The 18,507-nt window shown below is 38.7% G+C and carries 18 protein-coding genes and 2 tRNA genes; 13 read left to right on the top strand and 7 right to left on the bottom strand.

Translation table 11 applies throughout. The features are described 5' to 3' along the window. Window positions 1-1,149: 1,149 nt before the first annotated feature. The 7 genes from FK178_RS04435 to FK178_RS04405 form a co-directional block, all read right to left on the bottom strand. Entirely contained in the window at window positions 1,150-2,691 is a 1,542-nt protein-coding gene (locus tag FK178_RS04435; RefSeq protein WP_146831385.1) for a T9SS type A sorting domain-containing protein, read from the bottom strand. A gap of 95 nt (window positions 2,692-2,786) precedes the next feature. Further along, window positions 2,787-4,085, bottom strand: coding sequence for an esterase/lipase family protein (locus FK178_RS04430; protein WP_146831383.1), 1,299 nt, complete (start codon window positions 4,083-4,085; stop codon window positions 2,787-2,789). 18 nt (window positions 4,086-4,103) lie between these two features. Beyond that, on the bottom strand, window positions 4,104-4,640 hold the full coding sequence (locus FK178_RS04425; RefSeq protein ID WP_146831381.1) for a hypothetical protein: 537 nt from the start codon (window positions 4,638-4,640) through the stop codon (window positions 4,104-4,106). A gap of 462 nt (window positions 4,641-5,102) precedes the next feature. Next, a complete protein-coding gene (locus tag FK178_RS04420; protein WP_146837465.1) occupies window positions 5,103-6,344 on the bottom strand; it encodes a site-specific integrase in 1,242 nt (413 codons plus the stop codon). A gap of 217 nt (window positions 6,345-6,561) precedes the next feature. Continuing rightward, window positions 6,562-6,636 (bottom strand) — tRNA-Pro (locus FK178_RS04415). A 123-nt stretch (window positions 6,637-6,759) separates the two neighbouring features. Beyond that, window positions 6,760-6,844, bottom strand: a tRNA-Ser gene (locus FK178_RS04410). Between the two features lie 129 nt (window positions 6,845-6,973). Further along, window positions 6,974-8,227, bottom strand: coding sequence for an NAD(P)/FAD-dependent oxidoreductase (locus FK178_RS04405; RefSeq protein WP_146831379.1), 1,254 nt, complete (start codon window positions 8,225-8,227; stop codon window positions 6,974-6,976). Window positions 8,228-8,323: 96 nt separating this feature from the next. Between FK178_RS04405 and FK178_RS04400 the strand changes: the two genes are divergently transcribed. The 13 genes from FK178_RS04400 (at window position 8,324) to FK178_RS04340 (ending at window position 18,494) form a co-directional block, all read left to right on the top strand. Further along, window positions 8,324-9,868, top strand: coding sequence for an HAL/PAL/TAL family ammonia-lyase (locus tag FK178_RS04400; protein WP_146831377.1), 1,545 nt, complete (start codon window positions 8,324-8,326; stop codon window positions 9,866-9,868). A gap of 65 nt (window positions 9,869-9,933) precedes the next feature. Beyond that, on the top strand, window positions 9,934-10,671 hold the full coding sequence (gene fabG / locus FK178_RS04395; protein ID WP_146831375.1) for a 3-oxoacyl-ACP reductase FabG: 738 nt from the start codon (window positions 9,934-9,936) through the stop codon (window positions 10,669-10,671). 2 nt (window positions 10,672-10,673) lie between these two features. Beyond that, window positions 10,674-11,552, top strand: coding sequence for an LpxL/LpxP family acyltransferase (locus FK178_RS04390; RefSeq protein ID WP_146831373.1), 879 nt, complete (start codon window positions 10,674-10,676; stop codon window positions 11,550-11,552). Window positions 11,553-11,560: 8 nt separating this feature from the next. Next, on the top strand, window positions 11,561-12,010 hold the full coding sequence (locus tag FK178_RS04385; RefSeq protein WP_146831371.1) for a hypothetical protein: 450 nt from the start codon (window positions 11,561-11,563) through the stop codon (window positions 12,008-12,010). Further along, window positions 12,010-12,432: an acyl-CoA thioesterase gene (locus FK178_RS04380; RefSeq protein ID WP_146831369.1), complete on the top strand. Its 423-nt coding sequence runs from the start codon at window positions 12,010-12,012 to the stop codon at window positions 12,430-12,432. The genes FK178_RS04385 and FK178_RS04380 overlap by 1 nt, the downstream gene beginning before the upstream one ends. After that, window positions 12,433-13,584: a beta-ketoacyl synthase N-terminal-like domain-containing protein gene (locus tag FK178_RS04375; protein ID WP_146831367.1), complete on the top strand. Its 1,152-nt coding sequence runs from the start codon at window positions 12,433-12,435 to the stop codon at window positions 13,582-13,584. Then, the gene (locus tag FK178_RS04370; RefSeq protein WP_146831365.1) at window positions 13,574-14,185 is read left to right on the top strand and encodes a hypothetical protein; all 612 of its coding nucleotides are present in this window, start codon (window positions 13,574-13,576) and stop codon (window positions 14,183-14,185) included. Before FK178_RS04375 ends, FK178_RS04370 begins: the two co-directional genes overlap by 11 nt. Beyond that, window positions 14,166-14,423: a phosphopantetheine-binding protein gene (locus FK178_RS04365; protein ID WP_146831363.1), complete on the top strand. Its 258-nt coding sequence runs from the start codon at window positions 14,166-14,168 to the stop codon at window positions 14,421-14,423. The genes FK178_RS04370 and FK178_RS04365 overlap by 20 nt, the downstream gene beginning before the upstream one ends. 4 nt (window positions 14,424-14,427) lie before the next feature. Beyond that, complete coding sequence (locus FK178_RS04360; protein ID WP_146831361.1) at window positions 14,428-15,621, top strand: beta-ketoacyl-[acyl-carrier-protein] synthase family protein; 1,194 nt, start codon at window positions 14,428-14,430, stop codon at window positions 15,619-15,621. Continuing rightward, window positions 15,611-16,675 carry a beta-ketoacyl synthase chain length factor gene (locus tag FK178_RS04355; RefSeq protein WP_146831360.1) on the top strand — a complete coding sequence of 355 codons (1,065 nt, stop codon included), beginning with the start codon at window positions 15,611-15,613 and terminating at the stop codon, window positions 16,673-16,675. Before FK178_RS04360 ends, FK178_RS04355 begins: the two co-directional genes overlap by 11 nt. After that, the gene (locus FK178_RS04350; protein ID WP_146831358.1) at window positions 16,672-17,442 is read left to right on the top strand and encodes a polysaccharide deacetylase family protein; all 771 of its coding nucleotides are present in this window, start codon (window positions 16,672-16,674) and stop codon (window positions 17,440-17,442) included. The genes FK178_RS04355 and FK178_RS04350 overlap by 4 nt, the downstream gene beginning before the upstream one ends. Continuing rightward, window positions 17,429-18,049 carry a LolA family protein gene (locus tag FK178_RS04345; protein ID WP_146831356.1) on the top strand — a complete coding sequence of 207 codons (621 nt, stop codon included), beginning with the start codon at window positions 17,429-17,431 and terminating at the stop codon, window positions 18,047-18,049. The genes FK178_RS04350 and FK178_RS04345 overlap by 14 nt, the downstream gene beginning before the upstream one ends. A gap of 76 nt (window positions 18,050-18,125) precedes the next feature. After that, window positions 18,126-18,494 carry a hotdog family protein gene (locus FK178_RS04340; protein WP_146831354.1) on the top strand — a complete coding sequence of 123 codons (369 nt, stop codon included), beginning with the start codon at window positions 18,126-18,128 and terminating at the stop codon, window positions 18,492-18,494. Window positions 18,495-18,507 lie beyond the last annotated feature (13 nt).

Here is an 18,507-nt window from a genome sequence, read left to right as displayed (position 1 = left end):
TCCTGAGTGGGGGAGTGACTCCAAGAAAAGCCCAGGCAGGCTAGCGCCTTCCTGTATTTTTTTATTTCCCATGTGTCTGGGATTAACTTTTATGATAACAGTATTACCTCCCTGTGGTCGGTGATCCTGAGTTGGGGTTGACTTCAAGAAAAGCCCAGGCAGGCTAGCGCCTTCCGTCTTTTTTGTTTTTCAATGGGTTTGTGAGCAAGCTCACGCCCATTAAAAACAAAAAAGCCCTACACATCCGTGCAGGGCTTTTCTTGGTCGGGGTGGCAGGAAACTTAAAGCGTTTGGAAACGCCCCGTATCAGCCATTTCATATCTTATTACTAGGATATATTCACTGAATCATTCACTAAACTTGAAAGAACTATAAGACTAATTTATTTTGATCGTCTTTGATATCAAAGATAAAAAAATAATACCTATTTATCCTTAAAGGTCATATATTCTTACAATGTCCGAGAGCAAAACGTATTGAAAAAGTCATTGATAAAATCCAACTTTTAAACACCCCACTTACTTTTTTTATCTGGCGCATTTTCCTTTGATTATATAACAACAGGTTCCAGCTATTTAATGAAAATGAAAATACAATACTTCTTCTATTTTCCACTTACTTCTTTCAGAGCTGTATGCATTACCTTTTGATGTGATTCACATTTCTGGATTTTAAATTAGAAAGGCCTTATAAAAAGCGAAGCGGCTTTATGCAGGCCGCTAATTTCAAATCCTGTTTTTTTGACGTCAAAAGGTAATGCCATGAAACAATGAAATTAATTAGAATTTGGATTTGAATTCTTCAATCATTTTTTCAAATAATCCTGGCGAAAAAAAAAGTTAAATAAGAACTCATACTATTTTACGAGGCAATAATCTTCATTTACTGTAAATTTCACGGAAAAATATTCCTGTTTTCAAGGGCTCCCGAAGTTTTTCACGGAATTTACTGTAAATTCTCGAGATCAATATTTTGTAACTTATTGAAAATGAAGGGGGAATGAATTTATAACATCGCGTAGCGTGTTATCCTCTTGCTTATCCCCCCCTTAGTTTTAGAAACACATTTTTATATAGAATTTTTAATCCGTAAAAAAGGTAACAACATTAAATGTAGCCCTGTTATTGAATTTATAAAAATGTAAATGTTCTAATGTGCCACAATTATTTTATAAACCTCCTCCTCGTTTCTAACTTGAATTTTTAGAAAATATAGACCGGCCTTTAAATTGGAAACCTCCATCCTGGTGATGGCGGCCTGGGTTTGTATCGGAATTGTTTTAACGAGGTTGCCCCTAAAGTCATACAATTCTCCCAGCCGGTTTTGTTGTGAATATGTCGCACCTTGTGGCGATGCATTGTTTTCCCTCTTTGAGACATCTTCGATAAAAACCTCCTCTGATGCGGGATTGGGATACACAGTATAACTTTCAAAACCCATATCGGTACAATTCTCTGCCGTTACATACATGGCACCCCTGCTTGTTCCACAAGAGTTGGTTGTAAACAATTCTACAAGATAAAAGCCTGCCTGGGTAGCGGTAAAATAAACTGAGGTTGGAGCATTAGTATAGGTAACCTCGCTTTGCCCATCTATTTGTAAATAGGGAGAGGAAGAAACCAGACGATAGGTGTCTGCCCCTTCTGAGGCAGGTAGGGTGTAAGGATCCATCATAAATTGGTTGGTACAGATAGTTGGGGCCTGAGGTAAATTGGCATCGGGCTCGCCTACGTAAACTTGTTTCGTAGATACAGCACCTGTTGCACTCGAAGCCGCAATATATCCTGCTCCCTTGCTTGTGGAATATTTTGGTTTCACCGTTACAGAATGAGGAGTGTTGTTTTCTATTATTAAATTTGAAGAAACCGACCAACTCGAAATACTTCCTGCACAGGCATCAAAAGTATAGGTAGATTGACCACAGATTAATTCAGGCCCATTTAAGTTTTCTGAACTTGGCTCAACGTTTGGATCTCTGTGAATACCATTTATTTCGTCAATAATGTAATTTGCACTATTGGAATTTAATGTTATATGCCTTTCATTATCATTCTTCGCAGTATAATAACTGTCAAAAGGGGTTTCCCCACTGCATACCAAATTACGGGTTGAAAAATCATCATATAAATCAAGATTTTCTCCGGAATAAGCCAGGGAGCTTTTTACCGGAATATAGGAAAATCTGGGTGTAGAAATTTCTGCGCGGGCCTTGAAAATCAATCCTGTCAATAACGTTTCATTGGTATTAAACACACCATCGGCTCCAAGGAATTTATTGATTTTGTTTTCTACCGTATAAAAACCACCGGGACTGTTTTCATAACTTCCAAGAACATTATTAGAGGTTACCTCTTTAAACCTTCTATAAACGGTTATGTCAAATACAAGAAATCTTATTTTTGCCCTAAAATCAAAAACTTTATTGGTTTCTCCCCGCTCTGGGCTAAATTTCATTTTAGCATCAGCTCCTATACCAATTATTGGAAAATTTGCCCCGGTTTCTATTTCCCCATTAAAATAGTTTTGATTTGGGGTATTGATACCAATTCCGTTTGCTATACCGTTTGAAACTGCAATGTTTCGGGTTTGCTGGGGAAAACCCATATTGTTTAAGGTATTATAAAACCTGTCGTGAAAATTTGGTGCACCAGCAGGCGTTTTAGAATTGGACAAATAATGATGAACCAACATTTGTTTAGCTCCTGGGGAGGTCAAAGGCTTATCTGCTATATCTATATTAGCTATGTCTTCTATAAAATCTGCTACTTCCTGAAGTCCTGTAGGTACTACTGCGCCATTATGGGGGAATCTATAGATATAAACAAATCGGCATTATGGGGAATGTTGTTTTGCTCCATATACCTTAAGGCGTACCGCCCTATTAAGCCTCCCATGCTGAAACCAATTACTTTAATTGGCTGCACATTGCTCCAGCACGAAGAAGTGTTTATGCGTTCAATAAGTTCTACCAGCACCATGGCATTGCGCTCAATATAATCTGTCCCACCCTTGATGATACTACCATCATTTTGTTCGCCATTGATAAAATTTAATGGGATTATATCAAAGCCCTGATTTCGCAAATTGGATCCTAAATTACTTGATCCACCATTAAAAGATAAAAATTGACTATAAATTTTTGTAGCATCAACACCTTTATCCGTCCCCTCAAAAGGATCAAAACCATCCAGTACAATTATAGGTTTATCATAAAAGGAACCTCCTTTGTAAACAGTAAATTCTCCTAACCCTTTGTAAGCTATAGTTTCATCATAACCCTGGAAGCCTCGGGATGCCGTTATTATATCGTCATAACAGAATTCAGTTGTAGTACGGCTCTTTGTATCATTCTCGGAAATTTTGGTAATGGACGGTGAGGAATTTACCCTTATTTTGGCGTAAGTGTATTTAACGCTGCCATTGGAAAAGGTGACTTTGAATTTAAGGTTGTGTAAGCCTGTGGAATTAAAAGTCACACTTTTTTGGCCTGATAAAGATAAGCTTTGGTACCCCTGGCCATTCCCAAAATCGGCCTGTAAACTTTGAATGGTAATATTGGAACCCTGTATATTAAAGCTATTGTCCAATTTAAAATTTGCGGTTATGCTTTTGGTATCTGTTGTCAGGGGGCTAATTACCAAGGCTTTTGTTTTAATATAAGGGCTACGGGGACGGTTGGGCACATCTACTAGTAAACTGTCCTGTCCCTGGATATCCAGTAAATTATCAGAGATCGCCTCCTCATCCATATATTCAAAATCCACATTTATAATTCCGATGGGAATAGAAGAGGTTTCGTTTTCCGCATTGGCTTTAAAGGTTTGTAATGTTCCCCATCTATTAGTGTAATCGGCTGTTTGAATTTCAGAATAGGCCCGATAAAAATGGTTGATATGTGAGGTGTCACTGGAAATCTGATTAAACTCCACAAGATTAGCCAAAGGGAAAACGCGATCATACAAAATATCAGTGATTATGTAATTTTTGTCTAATAATTGTAATTTGGTATCTATCTCAGGCGTAATATCCTGGGCAAAGAAGTTCGTGGAAAAAAGTAGACATATTAATATGTAAAATTGCTTCATAAGTAGGATGTTTTACAGTTATTGATCTTTATTCAAAGTTTCCTTATTTATATTTAATTTACCATCAGTTAGAATAATTGATGCATTATTTGTAGTAGAACCGAGAACAATTTTATCAAATTTTAGTATTAATTTTTGTCCATTCGTATAACTTAAAATTTCAATATTTTCGGAATTATTTAGTGATATGTATTCTATATTATTCCCATTATCTGTAAATTCCATACCGGTTTTTTCATTATATAAAAAATCTTGATCACCATCACTTGCAAATACTTCATAGTTCCCAGTATTATTAATTTTTTTTATAAAAAGGTATAAAGTATTTTTACCATTTGATAAAGTTATAATCCAACTATTATCTTCAAGGATCTCAATTAAATAACCATATAGAGGTATAAAACCACCGTGGTCTTTAGGAACAAAAAGTTCCCCATCAATCTTACAAGAAAAAGTATTTTCGGCTGTAATTGGAGGTGCAAAAGCATCATCTTCTTTATTGCAACTGTAGAAGCCAAGAAGTAAAAAACTCAAGATTAGAACGTAATTTTTCATATTGGGGAATTAATTAATGAAATGTTAAGATAAGAAATTTATATTCCCATGTTTTTTGGGATTTATAATGTGCTTAGTAAAAATTGATGATATGGGAGGTGTCACTTTACTACTCTTACAGGCACTCCAACTCCAAATGTTATAATACAACTATTGCTAATAACATAAAGTAATAATTAAAGATAACTTTTTGACTGTATTTTAAATAACGATAAACCATACATTTTTTACGGTTTTTTACTTAGAAATGAAAGTTTTTATTTAGATAAGAATGAAATAGGACAAAATTGTTTTCTCCTCAATAAGAGATAATTAAAAAAAAATTTAGTTTTAGGAAGAAATTATATCATTTTAAAAGTTACCTAATCGGTTACCTGGAGGAAAGAAAATAAAGAAAAGCACTGAATTTACTGGTATTACGGGAGAGGTAAATTAATACTGCCACATTCTTACCTATTTGTATTATTTGCTATTAACCTTGCGCTTTTCTCCAATAATTTGATCCAGTTTACTGATATCTGAACTCAATTTATTTTCTAAAACTCGGGCATAAATTTGAGTAGTGGAGATCTTTGTATGCCCTAATAATTTTGAAACAGTTTCAATAGGAACTCCGTTGGAGAGAGTTATGACAGTAGCAAAGGTATGTCGAGCTGAGTGAAAGGTGATATTCTTCCTTATACCTAAACTATCCATTATGTCTTTTAAATACTTATTGATTTTCTGGTTTGAAATAACCGGGAAAACTTCTTTAGTCTCCATTAAACGCTGTTCCTGATATTTTTTAATAATTCCCTTAGCGGATTCGAGCAAGGGGATCTTTACAGATTGCTGGGTCTTTTCTCGTTTGGTATAAATCCAATCTTTGCCATCCATGCCTTTGACAATTTGATCCGTAGTAAGCTCTTTTAAATCAATGTAAGATAAACCCGAATAGCAGGAGAATAAAAACATATCCTTAACTCTTTCCAAGGATTCACTGGAAAAAATAGTTTCTTCCAAAATATGCAGTTCACGCTCCGTTAGAAACTGCCTATCATTCTTTTCAAATTTGAAGCTGTAGCTCCTAAAGGGGTTTTTCTCAAGCCATTCTAATTTGATCGCCAGATTCAGGAGTTTTTTAAGTCTTTCCAAGTGCTTCATAGTTCCATTTGTTCCGCAGGTCTTCCGATCTTTTTTCGGGCTGTAGCTTCTGAGGAACATTTCAAACTCTGTGATGAACTGGTAATTGATATGTTTTAAAAAAATGTTATCAGTTCTTTTATTCTTACTTAAAAATTCTTCAAGATAGTTAGCTGTGGTGTAATAGTTTTTAAGCGTTCCCCATTTCAGGATATCTTTCATTTTATCATTATGATAAGCCACTATGTCTTTTAAAGTCTTGTGATCTTCATCGAGGCCTAGGTATGAAGCTTTAACCTTAACAGCGGTAATCAAAGAATCTTTATCTAATAGTTTTTTATGGGTATCGAGGAGTTTTGAATACACCTGTTCCAGATAGCTATTCAATTTTTTAATTCTGGGAGTTGTTCCTTTAAGTCTTCCTTTGGAACTATCCCATTCATTCACCAAAGTTTTCCGTTGAAGGCTCATTTCTGAGCATTTTCCATTTACGGTAATCCTTGCGTAAATGGATAAGTTTTGAGAATTCCGGTTCACTTTTCGGGTAAAGAAAAGTATTGAGAAAGTAGTAAAATCAGGCATGTTAATCGTCTTTATGTGAAACAATAATATTTAAAGACGAAAGTCAAATCAACAGTAATGTACTTCTAAGATAGTGAATCAATAGAAAGAATGTATTCACCGAATCATTCACTGAACAGGGTGATATCAAACAATATCATATGATATCAGTAAAAACAAAAAAACACTGAAAATCAATAGATTAACAGTGTTTTATATCCACTTATTAGGTGGTTCGTCGGGGTGGCAGGATTCGAACCTGCGGCCTCCTGCTCCCAAAGCAGGCGCGATAACCGGGCTACGCTACACCCCGCGACAACAGCTTACGCTGTAAATTTTCAATAGATCAAATTCCAAAATCCTATTAGCCTTGAAACTTAAATTCTTAACTCTGAACTTTGAACCTGCCTGCGCCAGGCAGGCTTTGAACCTTTTGCGGAGAGTATGAGATTCGAACTCATGCGACAATTGCTCGTCGACAGTTTAGCAAACTGCTCCATTAACCACTCTGGCAACTCTCCTTTTAAATGAACTTCGCAACTAATTTTGCGGTTGCAAATGTAACTTTTACCTCATTACAATGCAAACCTTTTAAAACTTTTTTCAATGAAAAATACACGATTTAAAGTAAGTGCTTTGACATCAGATTTTTAACTTTTTGCCGGTATTCCGGTTTTTTCTTCCATTTCGATAAGTTTGGCAACATTCCTAACAATCCGCTTATGTTTTTTTACAAAGGGATTACTCTCATCCCAAACATATCCTGCCAGTACGGCACAAATTTGTGCTTTGATCTCAGGACTTGGAGAGGGATGAAAAATGATCTTTTGTAAATTACCGGTATACCATTCGGTTACATAGGTTGAGAAAACATCAATTCCCCGTTTTAAATAATCCACATACTCAGTTTCCCAGTCGGGCTTTTCGTTTTTTAATTCCTTTACCACCAGTTTTGCGGCCAGAAGACCCGATGCGGTGGCAAAGGAAACCCCTGAAGAAAATACAGGGTCCAAGAATTCGGCACTATTGCCGGTTAAAACATAACCTTCACCATATAACCGGGTGACATTTTTTGAAATATTCTCCACTTTTTTGGGTGGAAATAAAAAAGAATAATCGTTAAATCTGCCTTTATAAAACTCCAGTTTTCCCAGCATTTCTTTCAATGCTAAAGCATTATCCTGGGGGAATTCTTTAAACCAGGAATTAGGGGCTACAAATCCCAGGCTGGAATTGCCATTGGAAAAAGGAAAATACCAGAACCACACTCCGGTGTCTAATACTTCAAAAGTGATAAGCTCGCCTTCTTTCCCGGTGGGCCGATTTGTTTCTTTGATATGGGTAAAAATAGAGGAGTGTGCTGCTATCTGCGGCGGGGCTTCAAGGCCTAATTGTCCCGCGAGCACTCTTCCAAATCCGCTTGCATCTATAATGAAACCGGCCTCGACTTGAGATAATTTCCCTTCAGAGTTTATGAGGGTGGTAACAGACTTTGTCCCATTAAATTCCACCTTGACAACTTCGGTATTAAAACGTATCTCGACTCCCTGGCTTTTCACCTCTTCGGCTAAAGCCATATCAAAATCGGCACGGGGCACCTGCCAGGTCCAGTCCCAGCCTTGTCCATATTTTTTGCTGAAATCGAATTCCCCTACCTTATCTCCTTTTATAAACCGGGCACCAAATTTCTTCTGAAAACCAATTTTCTTTACCGCCTCCAGCAAACCTGCTTCCTCCAGGTTATCCATACATTGCGGGATGAGACTTTCTCCAATGCTGAATCTCGGAAAAATTGCTTTTTCCACCACTTTTACATTAATACCCTGATTATGAAGATATGCGGCAGCCACCATTCCCGATGGCCCTGCGCCAATTATGAGTACTTCTGCAATTTCCTTTTTCATTCCATTTCATTTGCGGGGTAAATATAGTACATTTGTTAAGAGTTTTAACACCACCAATGCAAGATCAATAACCCCAACCACAAGGATTTCAGGCTTATGCTTCACATTAAAAATGCCCTTAATTTTGAAAGTTTTTTCCATGTACTTTTTCAGGACAGTAAAATTGAACTGGATGAGCTGGTCATGGAGAGGATCTCGCAGAGCTTCGATTTCCTGAAGGAATTTTCAGAAAACAAGATCATTTATGGGGTGAACACCGGTTTTGGACCTATGGCCCAGTACAGGATCAAGGATAAAGATCGCAAACAGCTTCAATATAACCTTATAAGAAGTCACGCCTCCGGTATGGGGAAACCCATGGAGCCATTATATGTCAAGGCTTTAATGCTCGCGCGGTTAAATACCCTGGCACTGGGAAAATCTGGCATTCATCCATCTGCGGTTTTAATAATGCAGGAGCTTATCAATAAGAATATTACTCCTGTAATCTACGAACACGGTGGGGTAGGAGCTTCGGGTGACCTTGTGCAACTTGCACACCTGGCGTTGGTGCTTATTGGAGAAGGCGAAGTTTTTTATAAGGGGAAACGCAGGAATACATCTGAAGTTTTTTCTGAAGAAAATATCCTGCCAATAAAAGTAGAATTGCGGGAAGGCCTGGCCCTTATGAACGGAACATCTGCCATGACGGGAATAGGCATCGTAAATGTGATCTATGCCCAAAGGTTATTGAACTGGTCTATCTTTTGTTCGGCAGCCATTAATGAGATCGTAGAAGCCTATGACGACCATCTTTCAGAAGAATTGAATAGCTCGAAGTTGCATGTGGGTCAGCAAAAAGTGGCAGCTAAAATGAGAGATCATTTAAAGGACAGCCAACTTACGAGAGACCGGAATGAGCATTTATACAGCGGTAAAAATCCTGAAAAGGATTACTTCAAGGAAAAAGTACAGGAATATTACAGCCTGCGCTGCGTACCACAGGTACTGGGGCCGGTATATGATACTATAGATTATACCCGTAATATTTTAATTGAAGAAGTAAACTCGGCCAATGACAATCCAATAATAGACGTAACTCGCCAACAGGTGTACCACGGCGGAAATTTTCATGGGGATTATGTAGCCCTTGAAATGGATAAATTAAAACTGGTAATCACAAAACTGAGTATGCTTGCTGAAAGGCAACTCAATTACCTTCTCAATAATAAACTGAACAATATTTTGCCTCCTTTTGTAAATCTTGGTAAACTGGGATTGAATTTTGGAATGCAGGGAGCCCAGTTTAGTGCTGTTTCTACATCTGCTGAAAATCAAATGCTTTCCACCTCCATGTATATTCACAGTATCCCTAATAATAATGACAATCAGGATATTGTAAGTATGGGAACAAATGCTGCCAATACTACCAAAACTGTGATAAATAACGCCTTTGAGGTACTTGCGGTAGAGGTGGTAACTATAATCCAGGCCTTGCGGCACCTGGAATTCAATGGAAAATTATCTTCTAAAACCAAATTGAAAGTGGAGATCTTTAAAGAGATCATTCCTGAAATTAAAGAGGATTTCCCGCTATCTGCCACCCTCGAAGCGGTAAAGGATTATATCAAAGAAAACGATGCTTACCGGGTGGGTAGTTAAAGTTTATTCCTCACAGAAATAAAGCATAAATTTCGCCTTTAAAGCAAGGCAAATAATATTTTTAAATGAAGAAAAAATACGCGCTGGTAACGGGAGCTTCCCGGGGAATTGGAAAAGCAATAGCATTAAAACTTGCTGCCGATTTGAACTATAATATTTTGCTGAATTATAATTTTAGTGAAGAGGCCGCGCTGGAGGCAAAACAGCTTATTGAAGCAACGGGGGTGAGTTGCGAATTAATTCAATTTGATGTTAAGGAGACAGAGCAGGTAAAGACAAAACTTCAGATCTGGGCGCAGATCAATCCTGAAGCTATTATTGAAGTTGTAGTTAACAACGCAGGAATTACCAGTGACGGATTGTTTTTATGGGTAAAGCCGGAGGATTGGCACAGTGTGATAAATACCTCGCTGAATGGTTTTTTTAATGTAACCCAGCCATTGCTTAAAAATATGCTTACCAACCGTTATGGGAGGATCATTAATATTGTTTCGCTTTCGGGCTTAAAAGGCAAGGCAGGACAGGTAAATTATTCGGCGGCCAAGGGCGCTGTTATTGCAGCTACCAAAGCCCTGGCCCAGGAAATTGGAAAACGCAAAGTAACCGTGAACGCTGTAGCACCGGGTTTCATAGTTTCAGATATGACTGCAGGGGTAGATGAAAATGAGCTAAAAAAGCTTGTACCGCTTAACCGTTTTGGAGAAGCTGAGGAAGTAGCCGAACTGGTATGTTTTCTTGCTTCTAAAAAAGCTTCCTACATCACGGGGGAAGTTATTAATATTAACGGCGGCTTGTATTCCTGATCATGGCTAACTGGCATGGAAAATCACGGGGTACCGTTTTAGGTTTGAAGATCTATGTGTTCTTTATAAAAACCTTTGGCCTGTACTTTTCCTATTTTGTCCTTCTTTTTGTCGCGGCTTACTTTATAGTTTTTTCCTTCAGTTCTACCAGAAGTACCTATTTCCTTTTCAGAAAAAGGCTTAATTATTCTCCTTTCCGTGCCGCACTCAACGTTTATGGCAGCTATTTTACCTTTGGAAAGATCCAACTGGACCGGGTGGCCATTGCTTCCGGAATGCGCCATAAATATACTTTTGAATTCGATGGAATTGAGCATATAAAAAATCTCCTTCAGCAGAAAAAAGGCGGAATTCTCCTTACTGCCCATATTGGAAATTTTAATCTTGCTCGTCATTTTTTTGATAATGAACATAACCCTGCGGTAGTCAACCTGGTGATGACAGATTTTGAGCACAAGCAAATTAAAAACTACCTGGAATCTGTTACCGGAAAATCTACCTTGAAAACAATAGTGCTGCAGGATGACCTTTCCCATATCTTTAAAATGAAACAGGCTTTAGAGAGAAATGAATTGCTTGTTTTCGCGGCAGATAGATATATCAAAGGTACCAAAACCTTTGAGCAGGAATTTTTAGGCAAGCCAGTCCAATTTCCGCAGGGGCCATTTAAATTGGCTGTGCGCAATTCCATTCCTGTATTGTTCGTAAATATTATGCGGGAAAAGAATTTCCATTATCACTTTTATGCCCGGCCAGCATGTGAAAATTTAAGGACCGGGAAAGAACTATTAAAATTGTATCTTGAAAACCTGGAAAACACGGTAAAGAAATATCCGCATCAGTGGTATAATTACTATGATTACTGGAATGATCACAAATAATTTATTAAATGAAAGAAGAGCTCCCTAAACAACCCTTTTTTTTTATTACCCGTGTGCTGGATCTAATTCCGCAAAAGCCACCATTTGTAATGGTTGATACTTTATTTGATTATACACCGCTTACCGGAGTAACGGGATTTGATATTCCGCCGGATAATATTCTGGTGGAAAACGGGATTTTTTCTGAAGCGGGATTGATTGAACATATGGCGCAAAGTATGTCCCTGCACCGCGGGTACCAGGGTTTTATCGGAGGGTTAACAAAGCCCAAAACCGGATTTATTGGAGTGATCAAATCGGTAGAAATTATAGAGCTTCCAAAAGCAGGAACCAAACTTCGAACCTATGTAGAGATCCTGCATGAGGTGATGAATGTAACTTCGGTTTCTGCACGTACTGAAAATGAAGAAGGGAAGGTAATTGCCCTCAGCGAAATGAAAACCGTAACAGTAGATTAATGCCGGAAGCCTTTCCTTTAAAAACCAGAACAACTTTAAGGGTACGGTTTCACGAATGCGATCCCCTGCAAATTGTGTGGCATGGAAATTATTTGAAATATTTTGAGGAAGGCCGGGAAGATTTTGGCAGGAAGCACGGTATCTCATACCATGATGCCCAATCCAAGGGAATTGCCATGCCGATTGTAAGATCTGTTTGCGAGCATAAATTACCCTTGAAATACGGCGATATTTTTGAGGTGGAATCGACTTATATAGATTCAGGGGCCGCTAAGATCCTGTTTCAATATAAGATATTTAAAGACGAAAAACTTGTGTGCACCGGCGAGACTATGCAGGTTTTTCTCAATGATAAAGGGGAAATGTTATTATCAATCCCGCCATTTTTCTTAGATTGGAAGCAGAAAACCGGACTGCTGTAAATGAAAGACCTCTACCTGCTGGATGACGCTATTGTATCGCCCTTTGGAATTTCGACTGAAGAAAATCTGGAGGCGGTATCAAGGAATATCCCGGGATTAAAACTTCATAAATACAAAAGTTTACCCAAGGGAGAATTATATGCGGGGATCATTGAAACTGATCTTTTGCGGGAGGCTTTTATCAAAATAGGAGCCCCTGAAAAGTTTACGAAATTAGAGCAAATGATGCTGCTGGCAGTTCATAAAGTGATTGCCGCTAATCCGGGATTAAACATTACAGATACCGCCCTTATAATTTCTACCACCAAGGGAAATATTGATGTGTTGAGAGAAAGCTCCCCATTCCCCAAAAACCGCATTTATCTTACTGAATTGGCCAAAGTGATTAAAAACTTTTTTGGCTTTACAACAGAACCTGTTGTGGTTTCCAATGCCTGTGTTTCGGGAGGGCTGGCCCTGGCGGTGGCAAAACGTTTAATGAAGGCAGGGAAATTTGAGCAGGCCATCGTGGTAGGGGGAGACCTGGTATCAGATTTCGTGGTTTCGGGATTTAACTCCTTCCTCGCAATAAGCGATGAACCCTGTAAACCATTTTCTGCAGATCGCAAAGGTATAAGTCTTGGGGAGGCGGCAGTAGCGGTTCTGGTAACCAATAAAAGGCCTGCAGGCGTTCCCGTAATTTCTCTAATTGGAGAAGCTTCTGCCAATGATGCCAATCATATCTCCGGGCCCTCCCGTACCGGGGAAGGTTTGGTGAGGAGCATGGAAAATGCCTTTAAACAAACGGAAATTTCAGTACAGGAAATAGATTATATCTCCGCTCACGGTACCGCCACGTTGTTTAATGATGAGATGGAAGCCATAGCATTTAACAGGCTTGGTTTAAATGAGGTTCCGCTTAATAGTTTTAAGGGATATTATGGTCATACGCTGGGGGCATCGGCCTTGCTGGAAAGTATTCTCACCAAGCACTCGATGCTTCAAAACCGGTTGTTCACATCGCTTAATTACAGTGCCCACGGGGTGTCAAAACCATTGCATATAATAAATGAAAACAGGAAATCAGCTTTGAATTATGCCCTTAAAACGGCTTCGGGATTTGGGGGGTGTAACCTGGCACTGATCTTTAAAAAGGAAGAAAATGGCATTTAAAATAACCGCTTTTGTTCACATAAAAGATCAGCGCATCTTCCTTGATAAGCAAGAGGTTTTTTCTTTAGAGGGATCCCGGGAGCTTAATGATTTTTTGAAGGAAGCATATACGGCCCTCGATATTTCCTATCCTAAATTCCATAAAATGGATGGCTTGTCAAAACTGGGAATTCTCGCCAGCGAAGTTTTATTTAAAAATCGGCATATTCCTTCAGATACTGGTTTGGTCTTTTCCAATGCTTCTTCAAGCCTGGAGACAGATAAGGCGCATCAAATTGCCATGCAGGGGATCATTTCACCCGCAACTTTTGTGTATACCCTTCCAAATATTGTAATGGGGGAGATCTCTATTAAGCACAAATTACAAAGTGAAAACGTGTTTTTTATTTCTGAAAATTTCAATCCGGCTTTAATAGTAGATTATACCGGTGTTTTATTGGAAAATTCCGGTATTCCGGCAGCGGTTTGTGGCTGGATTGAATGGAAAAATGCTGAATATGATGTATTTTTGTGCCTGGTTTCCCGGGAAGGCGATTTGGTTTTTTCTGCGGAACAATTAGAAGAATTATACTATTTTGAAAATGAGCGATCTGCGAACTGAATTAAAACAAAGTATTATTGAACAATTGAACCTGGAAGAACTGGGGGTAAATGATATTGCCAATGATGAACCGCTTTTTGGAGACGGCCTTGGACTTGATTCTATAGATGCCCTGGAACTTATTGTCCTGCTTGAAAAGGAATACGGGATCAAACTGGACGATCCTCAAAAAGGAAAAGAGATCTTTGTTTCAATTGATAAAATGGCTGAATATATAGAAGCTCACAGATCAATATAATCCAATGGGGAAAGGCGTTGCCATTACGGGAATGGGTATTATTTCTTCTATTGGCAACAATGTAGAGGAAAATTACTGTTCGCTTGCAACTTCCAACCATGGAATTTCCTTTCCCGAAATATTAAAATCCCAACACACCCATTTACCGGTTGGGGAGATTAAGAAGACCAATCAGGAGCTGGCAGAAATCCTGCAGATTGCACCCTCCAAAAGTTTTACCCGCGCTGCTTTGCTGGGTATATTAGCCGCAAAAGAGGCTATTTCCAACTCCGCATTGACGGAGGAGATGTTGGAAGAAACCGGATTTATTTCCGGTACCAGTGTGGGAGGAATGGATATGACCGAAACATTTTTCAGAAAATTCCGGGATTCTGAAGAAAACCGGCACTTTATCCGGGCCCAGCATCCCGGGTTTACAACCACCCAAATTGCAGATCAGTTAAAATTGCGGGGGTATACCAGTACCATAAGCACTGCCTGTTCTTCTTCTGCCAATGCCATAATGCTTGGTGCCAGATTGATAAAAGCTGGAAAACTAAAACGTGTTGTTGTGGGCGGAACAGATTGTTTGACCAAATTCACCTTGAACGGTTTTAACTCGCTCAAGATCCTTTCAGAAGAAAACTGCAAACCTTTTGACCAGCACCGCAGCGGACTCAATTTAGGAGAAGGTGCGGCATTTCTGGTTCTTGAGGCCGAAGATATCCTGGATGGAAAGAAAGTTTTAGGCAGGATTTCGGGTTACGGAAATTCCAATGATGCGTTTCATCAAACCGCATCTTCTGAAACAGGAGAAGGGGCTTTTCTTGCAATTCAAAAAGCCCTGTGTGTCGCAGGAATAACGCCTGATAAAATTGACTATATCAATGCCCATGGTACCGCCACCTTAAACAACGATATTTCTGAAAGCCGGGCTCTCCTACGGATTTTTGGAGAAAAATTTCCCGCTTTTAGTTCTACCAAGTCATTTACCGGGCATACTTTGGCTGCCGCCGGTGCCATTGAAGCCGTTTTTAGTATTTTAGGTTTACAAACCGGTGAAATGTTTCCCAATCTTAATTTTCAAGCTCCAATGAAAGAAACACAGCTAAGGCCGGTTCTTGAATTGGAGAAAAAAGAGATCTATAATGTTCTTTCAAATTCTTTCGGGTTTGGCGGAAATTGCAGTTCATTAATTTTCAGCAGGGATGAAAAATAGCATATATATCAACGGAATTTCCAGCATCTCTGCCCAGGAAGAAAATGCCGTATTTTCCAATGTTCCGCTGGAATACCACCAAAATATAATACCCGCTGTTTCTGAGGATTTTAAAGAATTTATTCCTGCTATGGCCCTGCGCAGGATGTCAAAAGCAATAAAAATGGGCCTTAGCGCTTCCCTTACGGCTCTCAAGGATGCTGAAATTGAGCTGCCGGATGCTATCATTACCGGAACCGGCCAGGGATGCAAACAGGATACCGAGAAGTTCCTTAATGAAATGTTGGACCGCAAAGAGGAATTACTCACGCCCACTTCTTTTATACAGTCAACCCATAATACCATTGGCGGGCAAATAGCGCTCTTTTTAAAATGTACTGCCTATAATGTTACTTATAGTCAGAATTCCGCCTCTTTTGAATCTGCCCTTATCGATGCTCAATTGCTCATCGATGAACAATCCGGCCCAATATCGGTGCTGGTGGGTGGTGTAGATGAAATTTCAGAAAAGATCACCTCCTTTATGTACCTTGACGGGCAATTGAAGGAAAAGGAAATTAAAAACCTTGATCTATTGGAAATAGCTACGCCGGGGACTATAACTTCAGAAGGGGCTCATTTTTTTACCATTTCACCTCGGAAGAGTTCAGGAACTTATGCCTCGCTGCTTGATGTTTCAGTTTTTAGTACTTCAATTCCGGAGAAATCTTCCTTAAAAATTGAGGCATTTTTAAGGAATAATTCAGTTTCCGCAGAAGAAATTGACCTTATAATTCTGGGAAATAATGGGGATTCACGATATGACCAATTCTATCATTTCCTGCAGAACGGGCTCTTTAAAAATAATTTACAGATTGGTTATAAACATGTGGTGGGAGATTATGATACCGTTACGGGTTATGCCCTTTGGCTGGCTTGCAAATTTTTAAAAGGGGAGGAAATTTCGCCAATGCTCAAGCTAAATGACCTCCCTGTAAAAAAACTGAAGAAGATCCTTATTTATAATCAGTACCTTGGAGAAAATCACAGTTTAATACTCCTCGGGGCTTCGTGAATTTCAAAACCTTAAATAGAATAATTCTTTCCCTGCTTCTGGTAGGAGCATTTTTTTCTGCATTCAATTATATTTCTCCCTGGTTGATCATAGGTTTCATTATAGGTTACCTGAGTTTTATACTTATTATTTCCACCAATGTCCAATTGGATTTTTTTTTAAAGGCCTTTCACAACAATCCTTTTGAAGAAGACGGCAGGATAGCCCTTACATTTGATGACGGTCCTGTAGAGAATACTTTGAAGATCCTGGAGGTCCTGGATAAATATCACGTAAAAGCCAGTTTTTTTTGTATTGGAAAAAATATTGAGCAAAACCCGGAGATCTTTAAACTCATCCTTGAAAAGGGCCATTTTATTGGGAATCATACATGGTCTCACACCAGAAAAATGGGATTTATTTCTTCTGAAAAAATGGTAGAGGAAATTAAAAAATGTGATGAGATCTGCTACCGGATTGGAGGAGTGCGTCCGGCAACATTTCGCCCGCCCTTTGGGATCATTAACCCAAAGACCAAACGCGCCCTTGATATCACCCGTCACAAGGTTATAGGATGGAATGTAAGGTCCTATGATGCGATAATAAGTTCAGAAAATATGATCCTGCGGAGGATCATTAGAAAAATTAAGCCGGGAGATGTTATTTTACTTCATGACACTAATAAACTAACAGTAGAAATACTGGAACAATTGTTGTTATTTTTGCGAAGCAACAATTACCGCCCCGTTCGGGTGGATAATTTATTCAATATAGATGCGTATTATTAAGATCCTTATTTACCTGTTCACCGTAGTGGCATTTAGCCAGAGCCCTCTTTCAAACGGGGACCTTAAAAATTTTACCAGGGGAGTGGCCATTGAGGCAAATAACCTGGAAAGCCTGTCCGGTGATTTTGTGCAAACCAAATACATACAGCTTATGGAGGAAAGTGCCGTAAGCAAGGGGAAACTTTATTACAAGGCCCCAAATGTGCTTAAATGGGAATATTCTGCACCTTATAATTATAAAATCCTTTTTAAGGAAAATCAATTATTCATAAATGATGATGGGGATAAAAGCGTTACCAGCCTTAGATCCAATAAATTATTTGAAAAATTGGTAAGTCTTATTTCCGGAAGTATTAATGGTAAACTGCTTGCAGACCGGGAAAATTTTGATGTTAGTTTCTTCCGCCAGGGAGGAAAGGTTTCTGCAGTAATTATTTCCCGAGATCCTTCTCTAAAGCAAATGTTTAGTGAGATTGTTTTAATTTTTAGCGAGGACCACCGTCTTCATTCGGTACAACTTAAAGAAGAAGAGGGAGATTATACCCAAATCGATTTCAAAAATATTAAACTCAACCAAAAGATTGATCCTGCTATTTTTGAAAATTAAATCCTTATTCTGCCAATAATTTTACTTCCTATCTTTCTGCAATTTTACCTATTTTAGAGACCTAATTTGGCTCTACATGCTTTTAAAAGATTTTTATACAGTAGATAGTACTTCCCGTAAAGGTGAAATGTACGCTACCCGCCTGTCCATTAACAAGGCACATGAAATTTATAAAGGACATTTTCCTGATATGCCTGTTACCCCGGGTGTAATTCTAATGCAGCTTTTTAAGGAAGAAGCAGAGCGCAATACCGGTAAAAAGCTATTGCTGGAAAAGGCTTCCAATGTGAAATTCACTGCTGTGGTAGATCCCAATAAAGACGAAAAACTGATCCTGAATACAATTATTACAGAGGGTACAGAGGGGGTTAATCTTAAAGGAACTGCTGAAAACAATAATGCTACTGCCTTAAAGATCAATGCATTCTATAAAATAAATAATTAAAACAACTTATCCG

The sequence above is a fragment of the Antarcticibacterium arcticum genome (genome assembly GCF_007993795.1).
GTDB classification, from domain to species: domain Bacteria; phylum Bacteroidota; class Bacteroidia; order Flavobacteriales; family Flavobacteriaceae; genus Gillisia; species Gillisia arctica.
Note: the sequence above shows the minus strand (reverse complement) of the source record. Positions and strands in the feature narration are given on the sequence as shown.